16 protein-coding genes are annotated in these 17,215 nt (G+C 41.7%); all 16 read left to right on the forward strand.

Annotation, left to right across the window (positions count from 1 at the left end; all coding sequences use genetic code 11):
- The first annotated feature begins 75 nt into the window (after window positions 1-75).
- The gene (rplL, locus tag ACFQRG_RS18090) at window positions 76-438 is read left to right on the forward strand and encodes a 50S ribosomal protein L7/L12 (RefSeq protein ID WP_380968717.1); all 363 of its coding nucleotides are present in this window, start codon (window positions 76-78) and stop codon (window positions 436-438) included.
- A 232-nt stretch (window positions 439-670) separates the two neighbouring features.
- Complete coding sequence (locus ACFQRG_RS18095; RefSeq protein ID WP_380968816.1) at window positions 671-1,267, forward strand: class I SAM-dependent methyltransferase; 597 nt, start codon at window positions 671-673, stop codon at window positions 1,265-1,267.
- Window positions 1,268-1,439: 172 nt separating this feature from the next.
- Entirely contained in the window at window positions 1,440-4,961 is a 3,522-nt protein-coding gene (gene rpoB / locus ACFQRG_RS18100) for a DNA-directed RNA polymerase subunit beta (protein WP_380968719.1), read from the forward strand.
- 60 nt (window positions 4,962-5,021) lie between these two features.
- Complete coding sequence (gene rpoC / locus ACFQRG_RS18105; RefSeq protein ID WP_380968721.1) at window positions 5,022-8,645, forward strand: DNA-directed RNA polymerase subunit beta'; 3,624 nt, start codon at window positions 5,022-5,024, stop codon at window positions 8,643-8,645.
- 83 nt (window positions 8,646-8,728) lie between these two features.
- Window positions 8,729-8,980, forward strand: a complete 252-nt coding sequence (locus ACFQRG_RS18110) for a 50S ribosomal protein L7ae-like protein (RefSeq protein ID WP_380968723.1) — start codon at window positions 8,729-8,731, stop codon at window positions 8,978-8,980.
- A gap of 102 nt (window positions 8,981-9,082) precedes the next feature.
- Window positions 9,083-9,496, forward strand: a complete 414-nt coding sequence (gene rpsL / locus ACFQRG_RS18115) for a 30S ribosomal protein S12 (RefSeq protein WP_380968726.1) — start codon at window positions 9,083-9,085, stop codon at window positions 9,494-9,496.
- A gap of 33 nt (window positions 9,497-9,529) precedes the next feature.
- Window positions 9,530-10,000 (forward strand): 30S ribosomal protein S7, encoded by a 471-nt coding sequence (gene rpsG / locus ACFQRG_RS18120; protein ID WP_380968728.1) that lies wholly within the window; start codon window positions 9,530-9,532, stop codon window positions 9,998-10,000.
- A gap of 30 nt (window positions 10,001-10,030) precedes the next feature.
- Window positions 10,031-12,109: an elongation factor G gene (fusA, locus tag ACFQRG_RS18125; RefSeq protein WP_380968729.1), complete on the forward strand. Its 2,079-nt coding sequence runs from the start codon at window positions 10,031-10,033 to the stop codon at window positions 12,107-12,109.
- Between the two features lie 129 nt (window positions 12,110-12,238).
- Window positions 12,239-13,426, forward strand: a complete 1,188-nt coding sequence (gene tuf, locus ACFQRG_RS18130; RefSeq protein WP_380968730.1) for an elongation factor Tu — start codon at window positions 12,239-12,241, stop codon at window positions 13,424-13,426.
- A gap of 326 nt (window positions 13,427-13,752) precedes the next feature.
- Window positions 13,753-14,061: a 30S ribosomal protein S10 gene (rpsJ, locus tag ACFQRG_RS18135; RefSeq protein WP_132747088.1), complete on the forward strand. Its 309-nt coding sequence runs from the start codon at window positions 13,753-13,755 to the stop codon at window positions 14,059-14,061.
- Between the two features lie 36 nt (window positions 14,062-14,097).
- Window positions 14,098-14,736 carry a 50S ribosomal protein L3 gene (rplC, locus tag ACFQRG_RS18140; RefSeq protein ID WP_380968732.1) on the forward strand — a complete coding sequence of 213 codons (639 nt, stop codon included), beginning with the start codon at window positions 14,098-14,100 and terminating at the stop codon, window positions 14,734-14,736.
- A gap of 17 nt (window positions 14,737-14,753) precedes the next feature.
- Window positions 14,754-15,377 carry a 50S ribosomal protein L4 gene (gene rplD, locus ACFQRG_RS18145; RefSeq protein WP_380968734.1) on the forward strand — a complete coding sequence of 208 codons (624 nt, stop codon included), beginning with the start codon at window positions 14,754-14,756 and terminating at the stop codon, window positions 15,375-15,377.
- Window positions 15,377-15,667 carry a 50S ribosomal protein L23 gene (gene rplW / locus ACFQRG_RS18150; protein WP_380968736.1) on the forward strand — a complete coding sequence of 97 codons (291 nt, stop codon included), beginning with the start codon at window positions 15,377-15,379 and terminating at the stop codon, window positions 15,665-15,667. Before rplD ends, rplW begins: the two co-directional genes overlap by 1 nt.
- A gap of 28 nt (window positions 15,668-15,695) precedes the next feature.
- Window positions 15,696-16,529, forward strand: a complete 834-nt coding sequence (gene rplB, locus ACFQRG_RS18155; protein ID WP_380968737.1) for a 50S ribosomal protein L2 — start codon at window positions 15,696-15,698, stop codon at window positions 16,527-16,529.
- A gap of 46 nt (window positions 16,530-16,575) precedes the next feature.
- Window positions 16,576-16,854: a 30S ribosomal protein S19 gene (gene rpsS, locus ACFQRG_RS18160; RefSeq protein ID WP_380968739.1), complete on the forward strand. Its 279-nt coding sequence runs from the start codon at window positions 16,576-16,578 to the stop codon at window positions 16,852-16,854.
- Between the two features lie 17 nt (window positions 16,855-16,871).
- The gene (gene rplV, locus ACFQRG_RS18165; protein ID WP_380968742.1) at window positions 16,872-17,213 is read left to right on the forward strand and encodes a 50S ribosomal protein L22; all 342 of its coding nucleotides are present in this window, start codon (window positions 16,872-16,874) and stop codon (window positions 17,211-17,213) included.
- The last annotated feature ends 2 nt before the right edge of the window (window positions 17,214-17,215 follow it).

Genomic DNA, 17,215 nt, shown 5'->3' on the forward strand with positions numbered 1-17,215 from the left:
AAAAACAACGAGAATATCGGGCTTTTTGGACGACCTGTAAAAACAAATTTCAATCCAATCTAAGGAGGATATACAATGACTAAAGAAGATATCATTGGTGCAATTAAAGAAATGTCCGTTCTTGAATTAAATGATCTTGTAAAAGCAATCGAGGAAGAATTCGGCGTAACTGCAGCTGCTCCTGTAGCAGTTCAAGGCGCTGCCGGCGGCGAAGCTGCTGAAGAAAAAACTGATTTTGATGTAGTTCTTGCAAGTGCTGGAAGCTCAAAAATCAAAGTTATCAAAGTGGTTCGCGAAATCACTGGTCTTGGATTAAAAGACGCAAAAGAACTAGTTGACAACGCACCAAAACCTCTTAAAGAAGGCGTTGCAAAAGAAGAAGCTGAAGAAATGAAAGCTAAGCTTGAAGAAGTTGGCGCTTCTATAGAGCTTAAGTAAGTTCATTTTTAAAGCCCGCTATTTTTAGCGGGCTTTTTCTAACATTATTAGTTTAAAAATGGGCCGGTTTTTTCATATCTCTGACGGTTAGAAATTCGACCTATTGCAAGTTCGTCATGCCGGACTGGTAAATGTTTAAGTTAAGTACTTTTGTTTGAATGATTCTACTTAGTTATGGGGAAATTAACCAAAATAAAATAACCATAACCAGAATGCATGGCAGGGTGATATGATGAATGAACACTACTATTCTAAAAATCCTCAGACCGAAAGCCGTCCAAGTATCATAACAACTCATTTGCGCGGTATGGAAATGACTTTTATTACGGACAGGGGAGTCTTTTCAAAGAGTGACATTGATTTTGGTTCGAAGCTCTTAATTGAAACGTTCACACCGCCGGAAGTCAAAGGTCCGATTTTGGATGTCGGCTGTGGATACGGGGCCATTGGCTTAGCGGTTGCGAAGGCTTTTCCGGACCTGGCAATCACCATGGTAGACATTAATGAGCGCGCGATCCATCTTTCCCGGGAAAATGCGGAAAAAAATAATGTTTCAGCTCACATTTTTTCAAGCAATATTTATGAAAATGTGGAAGAATCATATGCGGCTATTCTTACAAACCCGCCTATTAGAGCCGGTAAAAAAATTGTACATCAAATTTTCAATCAAGGTTATGAATATTTACTGCCGGGCGGTGAACTTTGGACAGTTATTCAAAAAAAGCAAGGAGCGCCTTCCGCACTTAAAGCTCTTGAAGAAACTTACGGACAAGTTGAAACTGTTGTAAGAAAAAAGGGCTATTATATATTAAAAGCAACAAAGTCTTGACGGGCTATCCAATTTGTGTTAGCATATCTAAATGCGAATTATTTTTGCATTTGAGTATATATATGTATAGTTTTCCTCTTTTATGGGGAAAATAATCAAATGCGTCATGTACGTCGGTAAGCACCTATTGTTTGCCGGTTTTTCAATATGCTTGATTTGAGGGGTGAATCAGTTGACAGGTCAACTCGTGCAATATGGACGCCACCGCCAACGTAGAAGTTATGCTCGGATTAATGAAGTTTTGGAGCTCCCTAATCTCATTGAAATTCAAACATCTTCGTATCAATGGTTTCTTGATGAGGGTATACGAGAGATGTTTCAAGACATTTCTCCAGTAGAAGATTTCACCGGAAATCTTGTTTTAGAATTCATAGACTATAGTCTAGGAGAACCGAAATATGATGTTGATGAATCAAAAGAGCGTGATGTAACTTATGCCGCACCATTAAGGGTAAAGGTTCGATTGATTAACAAAGAAACGGGTGAAGTAAAGGAACAAGAAGTATTTATGGGCGACTTCCCGTTAATGACTGAGTCAGGAACTTTTATTATCAATGGTGCTGAACGTGTTATTGTTTCCCAACTCGTACGTTCGCCTAGCGTATACTATAATGAGAAGTTTGATAAGAATGGAAAAAAGGGTTTTACAGCTACTGTAATACCAAACCGCGGCGCTTGGCTGGAGTATGAAACAGATGCTAAAGATGTTGTTTATGTTCGTATTGACCGTACTAGGAAGCTTCCTATAACGGTTCTGTTACGTGCGTTAGGGTTTGGATCTGATCAAGAAATCATCGATTTGCTTGGAGAAGATGAGTATCTGCGGAATACCCTTGAAAAGGATAATACCGAGGGTACTGATAAAGCATTAATCGAAATTTATGAACGCCTCCGCCCTGGTGAACCGCCTACAGTTGAGAATGCCAAGGGATTGTTAGAAACCCGTTTCTTTGATCCGAAGCGTTACGATCTCGCTAATGTAGGCCGTTATAAGATTAATAAAAAGCTCCATATTAAAAACAGGCTGTTTAACCAAAGGTTGGCTGAAAAGTTAATAGACCCTGAAACCGGGGAAATATTGGCTGAAGAAGGCACACTGTTAGATCGCCGTACTTTAGATAAGCTTTTACCAACTATTGAAGCCAAGCTGGGTTATGAGGAATATAAACCTGCCGCCGGCGTTGTCGAAGGTCAAGAGATTACCATGCAATCAATCTCAATTTATGCGCCGGATGACGACGAGGGCGAAAAAGTTATTAAGATTATGAGCAACGGCCAGATCGATAATTCAGTAAAGCACATTACACCAGCTGATATTATAGCTTCGATGAGCTATTTCTTCAATTTACTGCACGGTGTAGGTGATACAGATGATATCGACCACCTTGGCAACCGCCGTTTACGCTCAGTTGGTGAACTCCTGCAAAACCAATTCAGAATTGGTTTATCCCGTATGGAGCGCGTGATCCGCGAGCGTATGTCTATTCAGGATACGAACGCAATTACACCTCAGGCGTTAATTAATATAAGACCTGTTATTGCTTCCATTAAGGAATTTTTCGGAAGCTCTCAGCTCTCTCAATTTATGGACCAAACTAATCCGCTCGGCGAATTAACACACAAACGCCGTCTGTCAGCATTAGGACCTGGGGGATTAACGAGAGAGAGAGCCGGTATGGAAGTCCGTGACGTTCACTATTCACACTATGGGCGTATGTGTCCAATTGAAACGCCGGAAGGTCCGAACATCGGTCTGATTAACTCGCTTTCTAGTTTTGCTAAAGTTAATAAATTTGGTTTTATAGAAACACCTTATCGCCGCGTTGATCCGGAAACAAGCAGGGTGACAGAACACATTGATTATCTGACTGCAGATGAAGAGGATAACTATGTTGTTGCCCAAGCAAATGCAAAGCTAGATGAAAACGGCGGATTTATATCTGATGAAGTCATTGCGCGTTTCCGAGGCGACAACATTGTTGTTAAAAAAGAACGTGTTGACTATATGGATGTATCGCCTAAACAAGTTGTATCTGCTGCAACCGCTTGTATCCCATTCCTGGAGAACGATGACTCTAACCGTGCGTTGATGGGTGCAAACATGCAACGGCAAGCAGTTCCATTATTAGTACCGGAAGCGCCTCTTGTAGGCACTGGTATGGAATATGTTTCTGCAAGAGATTCGGGTGCTGCTATTCGTGCGAAACACCGCGGCCGTGTAGAATATGTATCCGCGAAGGTCATTAAGATCCGCACGCTTGAGGAAGTTGATGGGCGTGAGGTTGAAGGTGATCTGGTCAGCTACAAATTATTAAAGTACGTCCGTTCAAACCAAGGTACATGTTATAACCAAAGACCAATCGTTGAAAAGGGCATGATTGTTGATAAAGGCGAAATATTAGCCGATGGCCCTTCAATGGATAAAGGCGAACTTGCCCTTGGAAGAAATGTTGTCGTAGGCTTCATGACCTGGGAAGGTTATAACTATGAAGATGCCATTATCATGAGCGAAAGACTAGTCAAAGACGACGTGTATACTTCTGTTCATATTGAAGAGTATGAGTCAGAGTCTCGTGACACAAAACTTGGCCCTGAAGAAATCACTAGAGACATACCAAATGTTGGTGAAGATGCTCTTAAGAATCTTGATGAACGGGGTATCATCCGCATTGGAGCCGAAGTAAAAGATGGAGATATCCTTGTTGGTAAAGTCACGCCTAAAGGGGTTACTGAACTGACTGCGGAAGAAAGATTACTTCACGCTATCTTTGGTGAAAAAGCCCGCGAGGTTCGTGATACTTCGCTGCGGGTGCCTCACGGCGGAGACGGCATTGTTCATGACGTTAAAATTTTCAACCGTGAAGACGGTGATGAATTGCCGCCGGGCGTCAATCAATTGGTTCGCTGCTACATCGTACAAAAGAGAAAAATACACCAAGGCGACAAAATGGCTGGACGCCACGGAAACAAAGGTGTTATTTCAAAGATTATGCCAGAAGAAGATATGCCGTTCTTACCAAACGGCCGTCCAATTGATATCATGTTAAATCCGTTGGGCGTACCTTCACGTATGAATATCGGTCAAGTTCTTGAGCTTCACCTTGGTATGGCTGCAAAGGAGCTTGGCATACATGTAGCAACACCGGTCTTTGACGGTGCAATTGAGGAAGACGTTTGGTCAACGCTTGCTGAAGCGGGTCTGTCAAGAGATGGTAAGACTGTATTGTATGATGGCCGTACAGGACTTCCATTTGATAACCGTGTTTCGGTTGGTGTCATGTATATGATTAAGCTTGCTCATATGGTTGATGATAAGCTGCACGCCCGTTCCACAGGCCCTTACTCGTTGGTTACACAACAGCCGCTTGGCGGTAAAGCTCAATTTGGCGGTCAACGTTTTGGTGAAATGGAAGTTTGGGCATTAGAAGCGTATGGCGCAGCCTATACACTTCAAGAGATTCTTACAGTTAAGTCTGATGATGTTGTCGGCCGTGTTAAAACATATGAGTCAATTGTTAAAGGTGAAAATGTACCTGAACCGGGTGTTCCTGAATCCTTTAAAGTATTGATTAAAGAATTGCAAAGCTTAGGGATGGATGTCAAAGTGTTATCAAGTGACGATGAAGAAATTGACATTCGAGAAATTGATGAAGAAGATGAAACAACAAGCGAAAATTTAAATGTTAATGCATAGGTTGGAATCAAAATCAGTGAAGCTTGTTCAAAACACTGAAAGTAAAGGGAGGTTGCCCCTTTGTTGGATGTCAATAAATTCGAATTTATGAAGATTGGCCTAGCATCTCCAAATAAAATTAGGTCTTGGTCTCGCGGTGAAGTTAAAAAGCCTGAAACCATTAACTATAGAACGTTAAAACCGGAAAAAGACGGTCTGTTTTGTGAAAGAATTTTTGGACCAACGAAAGACTGGGAATGTCATTGCGGAAAATATAAGCGTGTCCGCTATAAAGGCGTCGTATGTGATCGCTGCGGTGTCGAAGTAACACGCGCCAAAGTAAGAAGGGAAAGAATGGGGCATATAGAACTCGCTGCCCCGGTATCCCACATTTGGTATTTCAAAGGTATACCAAGCCGTATGGGTTTATTGCTAGACATGTCACCGCGTGCTCTTGAGGAAGTTATCTATTTCGCGTCATACGTTGTTACAGAACCGGGCGATACACCTCTTGAGAAAAAACAATTATTGTCTGAAAAAGAGTACCGCAATTACTGTGAAAAGTACGGTACAAGTTTTAAAGCCGGCATGGGTGCAGAATCCATTAAAAAGCTTTTACAGGATATTGATCTTGATAAAGAGGCAAATATTCTTAAAGAAGAGCTGAAATCAGCCCAAGGGCAGCGTCGTACTCGTGCGATCAAGCGTTTGGAAGTTATCGAAGCATTTAGAGGATCGGAAAATGATCCATCATGGATGATTCTTGAAGTTTTACCTGTTATTCCTCCTGAACTGCGTCCTATGGTTCAGCTTGACGGCGGACGTTTTGCTACGTCTGATCTAAATGATTTGTACCGACGTGTTATCAATCGTAACAACCGTTTAAAACGTTTGCTTGACCTAGGTGCGCCAAGTATTATCGTTCAAAATGAAAAGCGTATGCTTCAAGAAGCTGTTGATGCTTTGATTGATAACGGCCGGCGCGGAAGACCGGTTACCGGACCGGGTAATCGTCCGCTTAAATCTCTTTCGCACATGTTAAAAGGCAAACAAGGACGCTTCCGCCAAAACTTATTAGGTAAACGTGTTGATTACTCCGGACGTTCAGTTATCGTTGTCGGTCCGTATCTTAAGATGTATCAATGCGGATTGCCGAAAGAAATGGCGCTTGAGCTCTTCAAACCTTTTGTGATGAAAGAACTTGTTAATAAAGGGATTGCTCATAATATTAAGAGCGCAAAACGCAAAGTCGAAAAGGTCCATCCGGATGTTTGGGGTGTCCTGGAAGAGGTTATTAAAGAGCACCCGGTATTATTAAACCGTGCACCGACTCTGCACCGCTTAGGCATTCAAGCTTTTGAACCAACATTAGTAGAAGGCCGGGCTATTCGTCTTCACCCATTAGTATGTACTGCTTATAATGCCGACTTTGATGGAGACCAAATGGCTGTTCACGTTCCATTATCAGCTGAAGCCCAAGCAGAGGCGCGGATATTAATGCTTGCTGCGCAAAATATCTTAAACCCTAAAGACGGTAAACCGGTTGTTACCCCTTCTCAAGATATGGTTTTAGGTAACTATTACTTAACTCTTGAAAGAGAAGGTGCAATTGGTGAGGGTAAGGTGTTTAAAGATATTAATGAAGCTTTAATGGCTTATCAAAATGGTTACGCTCATTTGCATACACGTATTGCGATACCTGCTAAGGTTGTCGGCAATTCGACATTTACTGAAGAGCAAAATAACCAATATCTGCTTACGACAATTGGCAAACTTATCTTTAATGGTATATTGCCAAATTCGTTCCCTTATATTAATGAGCCGACAACTTACAATCTGGAAGTTGCTACACCTGAAAAATACTTCGTTCCAATGGGGACTGATATAAAGGCAGAGATTAAAAAGCGCGAAATTATACTGCCGTTTAAAAAAGGTATTCTCGGAGACATCATCGCTGAAGTCTTTAAGCGGTTTAAGGTCACTGAAACATCTAAAATGCTTGATCGGATGAAGGCGCTGGGATTTGCTTATTCAACAAAAGCCGGTATTACTATTGGTGTCAGTGACATCGTCGTATTACCGGAGAAACAGGAAATCTTAGCTGAAGCCGAAGAGAAAGTTAATAAAGTTCTTAAACAGTTCCGAAGAGGTTTAATCACTGAAGAGGAACGTTATGAACGTGTTATTTCTATTTGGAGCAGTGCCAAAGACATTATCCAAGATAAGCTGATGCACTCATTGGATAAAACGAACCCAATCTTTATGATGAGTGATTCCGGAGCCCGTGGTAACGCATCAAACTTTACGCAGCTTGCCGGTATGCGCGGATTGATGGCTAACCCGTCAGGCCGGATTATTGAACTTCCTATCCGTTCAAGCTTCCGTGAAGGATTAACAGTGTTAGAATACTTTATTTCTACACACGGCGCACGGAAAGGACTTGCTGATACAGCCCTTAAGACGGCTGACTCTGGTTATTTGACACGCCGTCTTGTTGATGTAGCGCAAGACGTCATTGTCCGCGAAGATGATTGCGGTACGGACCGAGGCTTGATTGTTCGAGCGATAACTGAAGGTAATGAAGAAATTGAAAGTCTCTATGACCGTTTGGTCGGCCGGACGTCGCATGAAGATGTCCGTCATCCTGAGACAGAAGAGCTTTTTGTTAAAAAAGGCGATGTTATCTCAGAAGATGCAGCGAGAGCTATCGTTGAATCTGGTATTACTGAAGTCATGATTCGTTCGGCGTTTATGTGCGATACCCGTCATGGGGTTTGTAAAAAATGTTATGGACGCAATTTGGCTACAGGTACTGAGGTTGAAGTGGGAGAAGCTGTTGGTATTATCGCTGCTCAATCTATCGGTGAGCCAGGTACACAGCTTACCATGCGTACTTTCCATACCGGCGGTGTGGCAGGAGATGATATCACTCAAGGTCTTCCGCGTATTCAAGAATTGTTCGAAGCCCGTAATCCTAAAGGTCAAGCGGCAATCTCTGAACTTGATGGTAAGGTAACATCTATTAAAGAATTAAAAGATAAACGGGAAATTATTGTTCAAGGCAGAATTGAATCCAGAACCTATAACGTACCGTTAGGCGCACGATTAAAAGTTATTGAAGGCGACCAGGTTTATCCGGGCCAAGTTCTCACTGAGGGTTCAATTGATCCAAAAGAACTTCTTATTGTTGCTGGTATAAACGGTGTTCAACAATACTTGCTGCGTGAAGTGCAAAAAGTTTACCGCATGCAAGGTGTTGAAATTGGCGATAAACACGTTGAAGTTATGGTTCGTCAGATGATGCGTAAGATTCGTGTCATTGATGCGGGCGACACAAATGTCTTGCCGGGTTCACTTGTTGATATTCATGCATTTAAAGAAGTTAATAAGAATGTATTAATAAATGGCGGGGTCCCTGCAACAGGACGGCCGATTCTGCTCGGAATTACTAAGGCATCTCTTGAAACAGAATCCTTCTTATCTGCAGCATCCTTCCAAGAAACAACACGAGTTCTTACGGATGCAGCCATTAAAGGAAAACGTGATGAATTGCTTGGCTTGAAAGAAAATGTCATTATCGGTAAGCTTGTTCCAGCTGGAACGGGCATGCCTCGTTACCGCAATATCAGTGTACAAAAGCCTGAAGAGTTTACTGATGAAAATGACGTTGTCACAAGCGAAGAATTAGTAAATCAAGAAAGCTAAAAAAGAGTGTTGACAAGGGGGAGCGCTCGGTGATATCATAACGGAGTGCTCCTAAACACCTTGTTGCTTTGGAGGATGTAAAAATGTCTTATGAAAAAGTAACACAGGCGACAAATGGAATGATTGTTGGTACGAAACAAGCAATGAAAGCTTTGAAAGATGGTCTTGTAAAAGAGATTGTCATTGCTGAAGATGCTGATGTTCATGTAACCAATAAAATTGTTGAACTGGCAAGGGACAGAGATGTGCCGGTTTACACCGTTGACTCAATGAAAAAGCTTGGCAAAGCTTGCGGTATTGATGTTGGGGCAGCGGCAGTTGCAATTAAACGATAAAGTTTTTGCTTAATACTTTTTAATGCAAAAACAATATTTTTTGCACAAAAATGAACCGCCTGGTTCAGTGGGTTTGAATTTTACTGAAGGGAGGAAACAATAATGCCTACAATTAATCAGCTAGTACGCAAAGGCCGTACTTCTAAAACACAAAAGTCTGATTCACCGGCTTTGAATAAAGGTTATAACAGCTTCAAGAAAAGCTTGACTAACCAATCTTCACCGCAAAAACGTGGTGTTTGCACCCGTGTTGGTACAATGACACCTAAGAAGCCTAACTCTGCATTGCGTAAATATGCGCGTGTTCGTTTAACTAACGGCATCGAAGTGACTGCATACATTCCTGGTATTGGTCACAATTTGCAAGAACACAGTGTTGTGCTTATCCGCGGAGGCCGTGTAAAAGACCTTCCTGGTGTTCGTTATCATATTATTCGCGGTGCGCTTGACACTGCAGGTGTAACAGATCGTAAACAAGGCCGTTCTAAATACGGTACGAAAAGACCTAAGCAATAAATTATTAATCTCATTCGAAAGGAGGTTCTTTAAATGTCTAGAAAAGGTCCTGCTGAAAAACGTGACGTTTTACCAGATCCGCTTTACAATTCCAAGCTTGTCACTCGTTTAATCAACCGCATTATGAAGGACGGTAAAAGAGGGGCAGCTCAAACTATTCTGTATAAGTCTTTTGACTTAATCAAAGAACGCACAAACCAAGATCCTATGGAAGTGTTTGATCAAGCGCTGAAGAACATTATGCCTGTTCTTGAAGTTAGAGCTCGCCGTGTCGGCGGTGCTAACTATCAAGTACCGGTTGAAGTTCGTCCGGAGCGCCGCACAACTCTAGGATTACGCTGGTTAGTTAATTATTCCCGTCTTCGCGGCGAAAAAACGATGGTTGAGAGATTAGCTAATGAAATCATCGACGCTGCAAACAATACAGGCGCTGCTGTAAAAAAACGCGAAGATGTTCATAAAATGGCTGAAGCCAATAAAGCATTCGCACACTATCGTTGGTAATAGAAACTACAATAGGAAGGAGAGAAATCCATGGCTAGAGAGTTCTCCTTGGAAAAAACGCGTAACATTGGTATCATGGCGCACATCGATGCCGGTAAAACAACAACAACCGAGCGTATTCTCTTCTATTCCGGACGTATTCATAAAATTGGTGAAACACACGAAGGTGCTTCCCAAATGGACTGGATGGAACAAGAGCAAGAACGTGGCATTACGATCACTTCAGCTGCTACAACAGCCCAATGGAAAGACCATCGTGTAAACATCATTGATACGCCGGGACACGTCGACTTTACAGTTGAAGTTGAGCGCTCCTTACGTGTACTTGATGGAGCTGTTGCTGTACTTGATGCACAATCTGGTGTTGAACCGCAAACAGAAAATGTTTGGCGCCAAGCAACAACTTATAACGTACCTCGGATCGTTTTTGTTAACAAAATGGATAAAATAGGGGCTGACTTCCTCTATTCCAATAAAACGTTACATGAGCGTTTACAAGCTAATGCTCATCCAATTCAACTGCCAATCGGTGCTGAAGATGACTTCACAGGTATCATTGATTTAGTTGAAATGAAAGCTTATTTCTATGAGGATGACCTTGGTACTCGTACAGATGCCCGTGAAATTCCGGATGAATACAAAGACCAAGCTCAAGAATATCATGATAAGCTTATCGAAGCAGTTGCTGAATTAGATGAAGATTTAATGATGAAATATCTTGAGGGTGAAGAAATAACAGTTGAAGAACTTAAAGCAGGCATCCGTAAAGGAACTTGTAATGTAGAGTTCTATCCGGTTCTATGCGGTTCCGCATTTAAGAACAAAGGGGTACAGCTTGTTCTTGATGCTGTTATTGATTATCTTCCATCACCGCTTGATGTTCCTCCAATCAAAGGTTTCTTGCCGGATTCTGATGAAGAAGTGGAACGTAAAGCTGATGATAACGGACCATTCTCTGCATTAGCTTTTAAAGTTATGACAGATCCGTTCGTTGGTAAATTAACATTCTTCCGTGTATATTCAGGAACTGCAGAAGCCGGTTCTTATGTACAAAACTCTACAAAGGGAAAAAGAGAACGTTTAGGCCGTATCCTGCAAATGCACGCTAATACTCGTCAAGAAATCAAAAAGGTCTACGCCGGTGATATTGCTGCTGCTGTAGGTCTTAAAGATACGGGTACAGGCGATACGCTTTGCGGTGAGAAGGATCTAGTTATTCTCGAATCTATGGAATTCCCTGATCCGGTTATTTCAGTTGCTATTGAGCCGAAGTCTAAAGCTGACCAAGATAAAATGTCAGTAGCTTTGTCTAAATTAGCAGAAGAAGATCCTACCTTCAAAACTGAAACTAACGAAGAAACTGGACAAACTATTATTTCCGGTATGGGTGAATTACACTTAGACATCATTGTTGACCGTCTAAAACGTGAATTCAAGGTTGAAGCTAATGTAGGTTCACCTCAAGTTGCGTACCGCGAAACCATTAAGAAAGCCGGTAAAGTAGAAGGTAAATTTGTTCGCCAATCTGGCGGCCGCGGTCAATACGGTCACGTTTGGTTAGAACTTGAACCTCTTGCTGAAGGCGCCGGTTATGAATTTGAAAATAAAATTGTCGGCGGTGTCGTACCGCGTGACTATATTCCAGCGGTACAACAAGGTTTTGAAGAAGCCCTTCAAAACGGCTTGCTTGCAGGATATCCGCTCATCGATATTAAGGCATCTTTATTTGATGGATCTTACCATGATGTCGACTCAAGTGAAATGGCCTTTAAAATTGCTGCTTCTATGGCTCTTAAAAAGGCGAAAGATGTATGTAATCCGGTCATTCTTGAGCCAATCGAAAGAGTTGAAGTTGTTATCCCAGAGGAATACATGGGTGACATCATGGGTGACATCACTAGCCGCCGCGGCCGTGTAGAAGGTATGGAAGCACGCGCCGGCGCTCAAGTGGTTAAAGCATTTGTTCCTCTATCTGAAATGTTCGGATATGCAACAACATTGCGTTCCAGCACTCAGGGTCGCGGAACTTATACAATGACTTTCGACCACTATGAAGAAGTCCCTAAAAATATCGCTGAAGAAATTATCAGCAAAAATACAGGTGCTTAATGAATACCTGTTGTTTGTAACATATTTTTATTGTAATCTAGGATGGATGGGTGCCTGCACCCGCTGTCTTAGTACACATAAATAAATTTTAAATTTATCTTTCTTAAAGGTTAAAGGAGGAAATATATAATGGGAAAAGAAAAATTCGACCGTAATAAACCGCACGTTAACATTGGTACAATTGGTCACGTTGACCACGGTAAAACAACTTTAACTGCTGCGATCACTACTGTATTGGCTAAATCAGGTAAAGCTGAAGCACGTGCTTATGATTCAATCGACGGTGCTCCAGAAGAACGTGAACGCGGTATCACAATTTCTACTGCACACGTAGAATATGAAACTGAAAATCGTCACTATGCTCACGTTGACTGCCCAGGACACGCTGACTATGTTAAAAACATGATCACTGGCGCAGCTCAAATGGACGGTGCTATTCTAGTTGTATCTGCAGCTGACGGCCCAATGCCGCAAACTCGTGAACACATTCTTCTTTCTCGTCAAGTAGGTGTACCTTCTATCGTTGTATTCTTAAACAAAACTGATATGGTAGACGACGAAGAACTGCTTGAATTAGTAGAAATGGAAGTACGTGACCTTCTTTCTGAGTATGAATTCCCTGGCGATGACATCCCGGTTGTTAAAGGTTCTGCTCTTAAAGCTCTTGAAGGTGACGCTGATCACGAACAAGCTATTCTTGACCTTATGGAACAAGTTGACGAGTACATCCCAACTCCAGAACGTGACCATGACAAACCATTTATGATGCCAGTTGAGGACGTATTCTCAATCACTGGCCGTGGTACAGTTGCTACTGGCCGTGTAGAACGCGGTAAAGTTTCTGTAGGTGACGAAGTAGAAATTCTTGGTCTTACTGAAGAACCTAAGAAAACTACTGTAACTGGTGTTGAAATGTTCCGTAAGCTTCTTGATTATGCTGAAGCTGGCGATAACATCGGTGCGCTTCTTCGTGGTGTTGACCGTGACCAAGTAGAACGCGGACAAGTACTTGTACAACCTGGTACTGTTAAAGCTCATAAATCTTTCAAAGCTGAAGTTTATGTTCTTTCTAAAGAAGAAGGCGGACGTCACACTCCATTCTTCTCTAACTATCGTCCACAATTCTACTTCCGTACAACTGACGTTACAGGAACTATCTCTCTTCCAGAAGGCGTAGAAATGGTTATGCCTGGCGATAACGTTGAAATGGCTGTAGAGCTTATTTCTCCAATCGCTATTGAAGAAGGTACTAAATTCTCTATCCGTGAGGGTGGACGTACTGTAGGCGCTGGCGTCGTTTCTTCAATCGTTGAATAATTTAACTATAAAAAGGGCATCTTATAAAAGATGTCCTTTTTTTGCATCTTGAAATGCTATTATCCAAAAATCGCCACTTGGCGATTTTTTATATGTACTTGATTTTTAAATAAATCCTAACTATAATAGGAAAAGCGAGTTTTTACGAATAAATGTTTAAGAAAGGCTTGCGCATCCCGTATATTTTTAATATAATAGGGAATGTTGGTTTCAATGATGATGTGAAAGGTTGCGGATACACCCGGCTCCTTTGCCATGGCGGGTTACCCGGAAAATTTTCACGGAGTGAGTCTATTTAAAAAAATGGACGTAAAGGAGGGAATAAAATGGCAAAACAAAAGATTCGTATTCGTTTAAAAGCTTATGATCATCGTATTCTAGATCAATCTGCAGAAAAGATTGTTGAAACTGCAAAGCGTTCGGGAGCAAAGGTGTCTGGACCAATTCCGCTTCCAACAGAAAAATCTGTTTACACAATTCTTCGTGCTGTTCACAAGTACAAAGACTCTCGTGAACAATTTGAAATGCGTACACATAAGCGCTTGATCGATATTGTTAATCCTACGCCGCAAACTGTAGATTCACTTATGCGTTTGGATCTTCCATCCGGTGTTGACATTGAAATTAAATTATAATCTATACATTTATCTTATTTGTGGGAGGTGTTACGGATGACCAAAGGAATCTTAGGTAGAAAATTGGGCATGACTCAAATCTTTGCTGAAAATGGTGAAGTTATTCCTGTAACTGTAGTAGAAGCCGGTTCTAACGTTGTTCTTCAAAAGAAAACGGAAGAAAACGATGGTTATACTGCTATACAGCTTGGTTTCGAAGATAAAAAAGAATCTCGTACAACAAAAGCTGATAAAGGTCATGCTGAAAAAGCAAATACAAACGCTAAGCGCTTCGTAAAGGAAATCCGTGATGTAAATCTTGATGAGTATGAACTCGGTCAAGAAGTAAAAGTTGACATTTTCAAAGAAGGCGACGTTATTGATGTTACTGGCACTTCTAAAGGTAAAGGATTCCAAGGCGCTATCAAACGCCATAATCAATCTCGCGGACCAATGAGCCACGGCTCCCGTTATCACCGCCGTCCAGGTTCAATGGGTGCTATTGATCCTATGCGTGTATTCAAAGGCAAAAACTTGCCAGGACGTATGGGCGGAGAAAAAGTCACTGTCCAAAACCTAGAAGTTGTTAAAGTAGACGTTGAACGCAATCTTCTTTTAATTAAAGGAAATGTTCCAGGTGCAAAGAAGAGCTACCTTACTATAAAAAGTGCTGTTAAATCAGCAGAAGCTAAATAAGAAAGGAGGATGCTTCTATGCCAAAATTAGCTGTATTAGATCAAAAAGGTACTGAAGTCGGAAACATTGAACTTGCTGATTCTGTATTTGGTATTGAACCAAATGAACACGTCTTATATCAAGCGGTTGTTATGCAGCAAGCTTCATTACGTCAAGGAACACATGCAACAAAAAACCGTTCTGCGGTAAGAGGCGGCGGCAGAAAGCCATGGCGCCAAAAAGGCACAGGACGCGCTCGACAAGGCTCTATCCGTTCACCGCAATGGGTTGGCGGCGGTGTGGTATTTGGACCAACACCACGCAGCTACAGCTATAAGCTTCCAAAAAAAGTTCGTCGTTTAGCAATAAAATCTGCATTATCTTCAAAGGTACAAGATAATGAAATGATCGTTTTAAACGAATTAACAATGGACGCTCCTAAAACAAAAGATTTTGCTAACATCCTTAAAAACTTATCGGCAGATCGCAAAGCGCTTGTTGTTACTGGTGACTTTGATGAAACAGTAGCAATATCTGCCCGCAACATCCCTGGAGTACTTGTATTAACTGCTAATGAGGTTAACGTACTTGATGTTGTTAATCATGATAAAGTAATCCTCACTCAGGATGCAGCTCGTAAACTAGAGGAGGTGCTTGGGTAATGAAAGATCCACGCGATATTATTAAGCGCCCCGTAATTACTGAAAGATCTACAGAACAAATGGTTGATAAAAAATATACATTTGTTGTCGATCGTCGTGCGAACAAGTCTGAGATCAAACGTGCGATTCAGGAAATCTTTGGCGTGCAAGTGGCTAAAGTTAATACTATGAACTACAAAGGTAAACCTAAACGTTTTGGACGTTACTTTGGCTATACACCTCAAAGAAAAAAAGCGGTTGTTACGCTTACGCCAGATAGCAAAGAACTAGAATTTTACGAAGGTGTTTAATATCAATTAGTGAAGGAGGGAAAAACTCATGGCAATCAAAAAATACAAACCAACGTCTAACGGTCGACGCAATATGTCATCCCTAGACTTTAGTGAAATCACAACTAACAAGCCTGAAAAATCACTTGTTGAAGCACTGCCTAAAAAAGCGGGCAGAAATAATCAAGGTAAATTAACTGTACGTCATCAAGGCGGCGGACACAAACGCAAATACCGTGTGATCGACTTCAAACGTAACAAAGATGGTATACCAGGACGCGTTGCTACGATTGAATACGATCCAAACCGTACTGCTAATATTGCGCTTCTTCATTATGCTGACGGTGAAAAACGCTACATTCTTGCTCCTAAAGGTCTTAAAGTCGGTATGGAAGTTATGTCTGGTGCTGACGCGGATATTAAAGTCGGTAACGCTCTTCCGCTTAAAAATATCCCTGTAGGTACTGTTGTTCATAACATTGAGTTGAAACCTGGACACGGTGGTCAGCTCGTAAGATCTGCGGGCGCTGAAGCGCAAATTCTTGGTAAAGAAGGCAAATACGTTCTAATTCGCCTTGTATCCGGTGAAGTACGTATGATTCTTGAAACTTGTCGTGCAACAGTCGGCCAAGTAGGGAACTTGGAACACGAACTTGTTACAATCGGTAAAGCAGGACGTTCCCGTTGGTTAAACAAACGCCCAACTGTTCGCGGTTCTGTTATGAACCCTAACGATCACCCGCACGGCGGTGGTGAAGGACGTGCGCCTATCGGACGTAAATCACCTATGTCTCCTTGGGGCAAACCAACGCTTGGTCTTAAGACACGTAAACGCAATAAACCATCTGATAAATATATTGTACGTCGTCGTAAGAAAAAATAATTATCTAGCGTAAGAAATATTTATATACGCGGAAGGAGGTCTATCAATGGGTCGTAGCCTTAAGAAGGGACCTTTTGTCGATGATCACTTAATGAAAAAGGTTGAAGGACTAAACGAAAACAACGATAAAAAAGTTATCAAAACTTGGTCGCGTCGTTCAACAATATTCCCTGAATTTATTGGACATACCATTGCTGTATATGACGGCCGCAAACACGTGCCTGTATACGTAACTGAAGATATGGTTGGACACAAATTAGGAGAATTCGCTCCCACTCGGACGTACCGCGGTCATGCTGCGTCTGATAAGAAAACAAGTCGTTAAGAGAGGAGGAATTATTCATGCAAGCAAAAGCTGTTGCAAAACAAATTCGTGTTGCTCCTCGTAAGGCTCGCTTAGTTATCGATCTTATTAGGGGAAAAGAAGTTGGCGAAGCTATTGCCATTCTTCGAAATACGCCAAAAGCTGCTTCCCCTATTATTGAGAAAGTTCTTAAATCTGCGATTGCCAATGCAGAGCATAATTACGAGATGGAACCTGAAAGCCTTGTTGTTGAAAAAGCATATGTAGATGAAGGTGCTACACTTAAAAGATTTCGTCCTCGTGCGCAAGGTCGTGCCGGAAGAATCAACAAGCGCACAAGCCATATTACAATCATTGTTTCAGAGAAAAAGGAGGGATAATG

Origin of the sequence: Scopulibacillus cellulosilyticus (assembly GCF_042665295.1) — a bacterium.
Classification (GTDB): Bacteria; Bacillota; Bacilli; order Bacillales; family Sporolactobacillaceae; genus Scopulibacillus_A; species Scopulibacillus_A cellulosilyticus.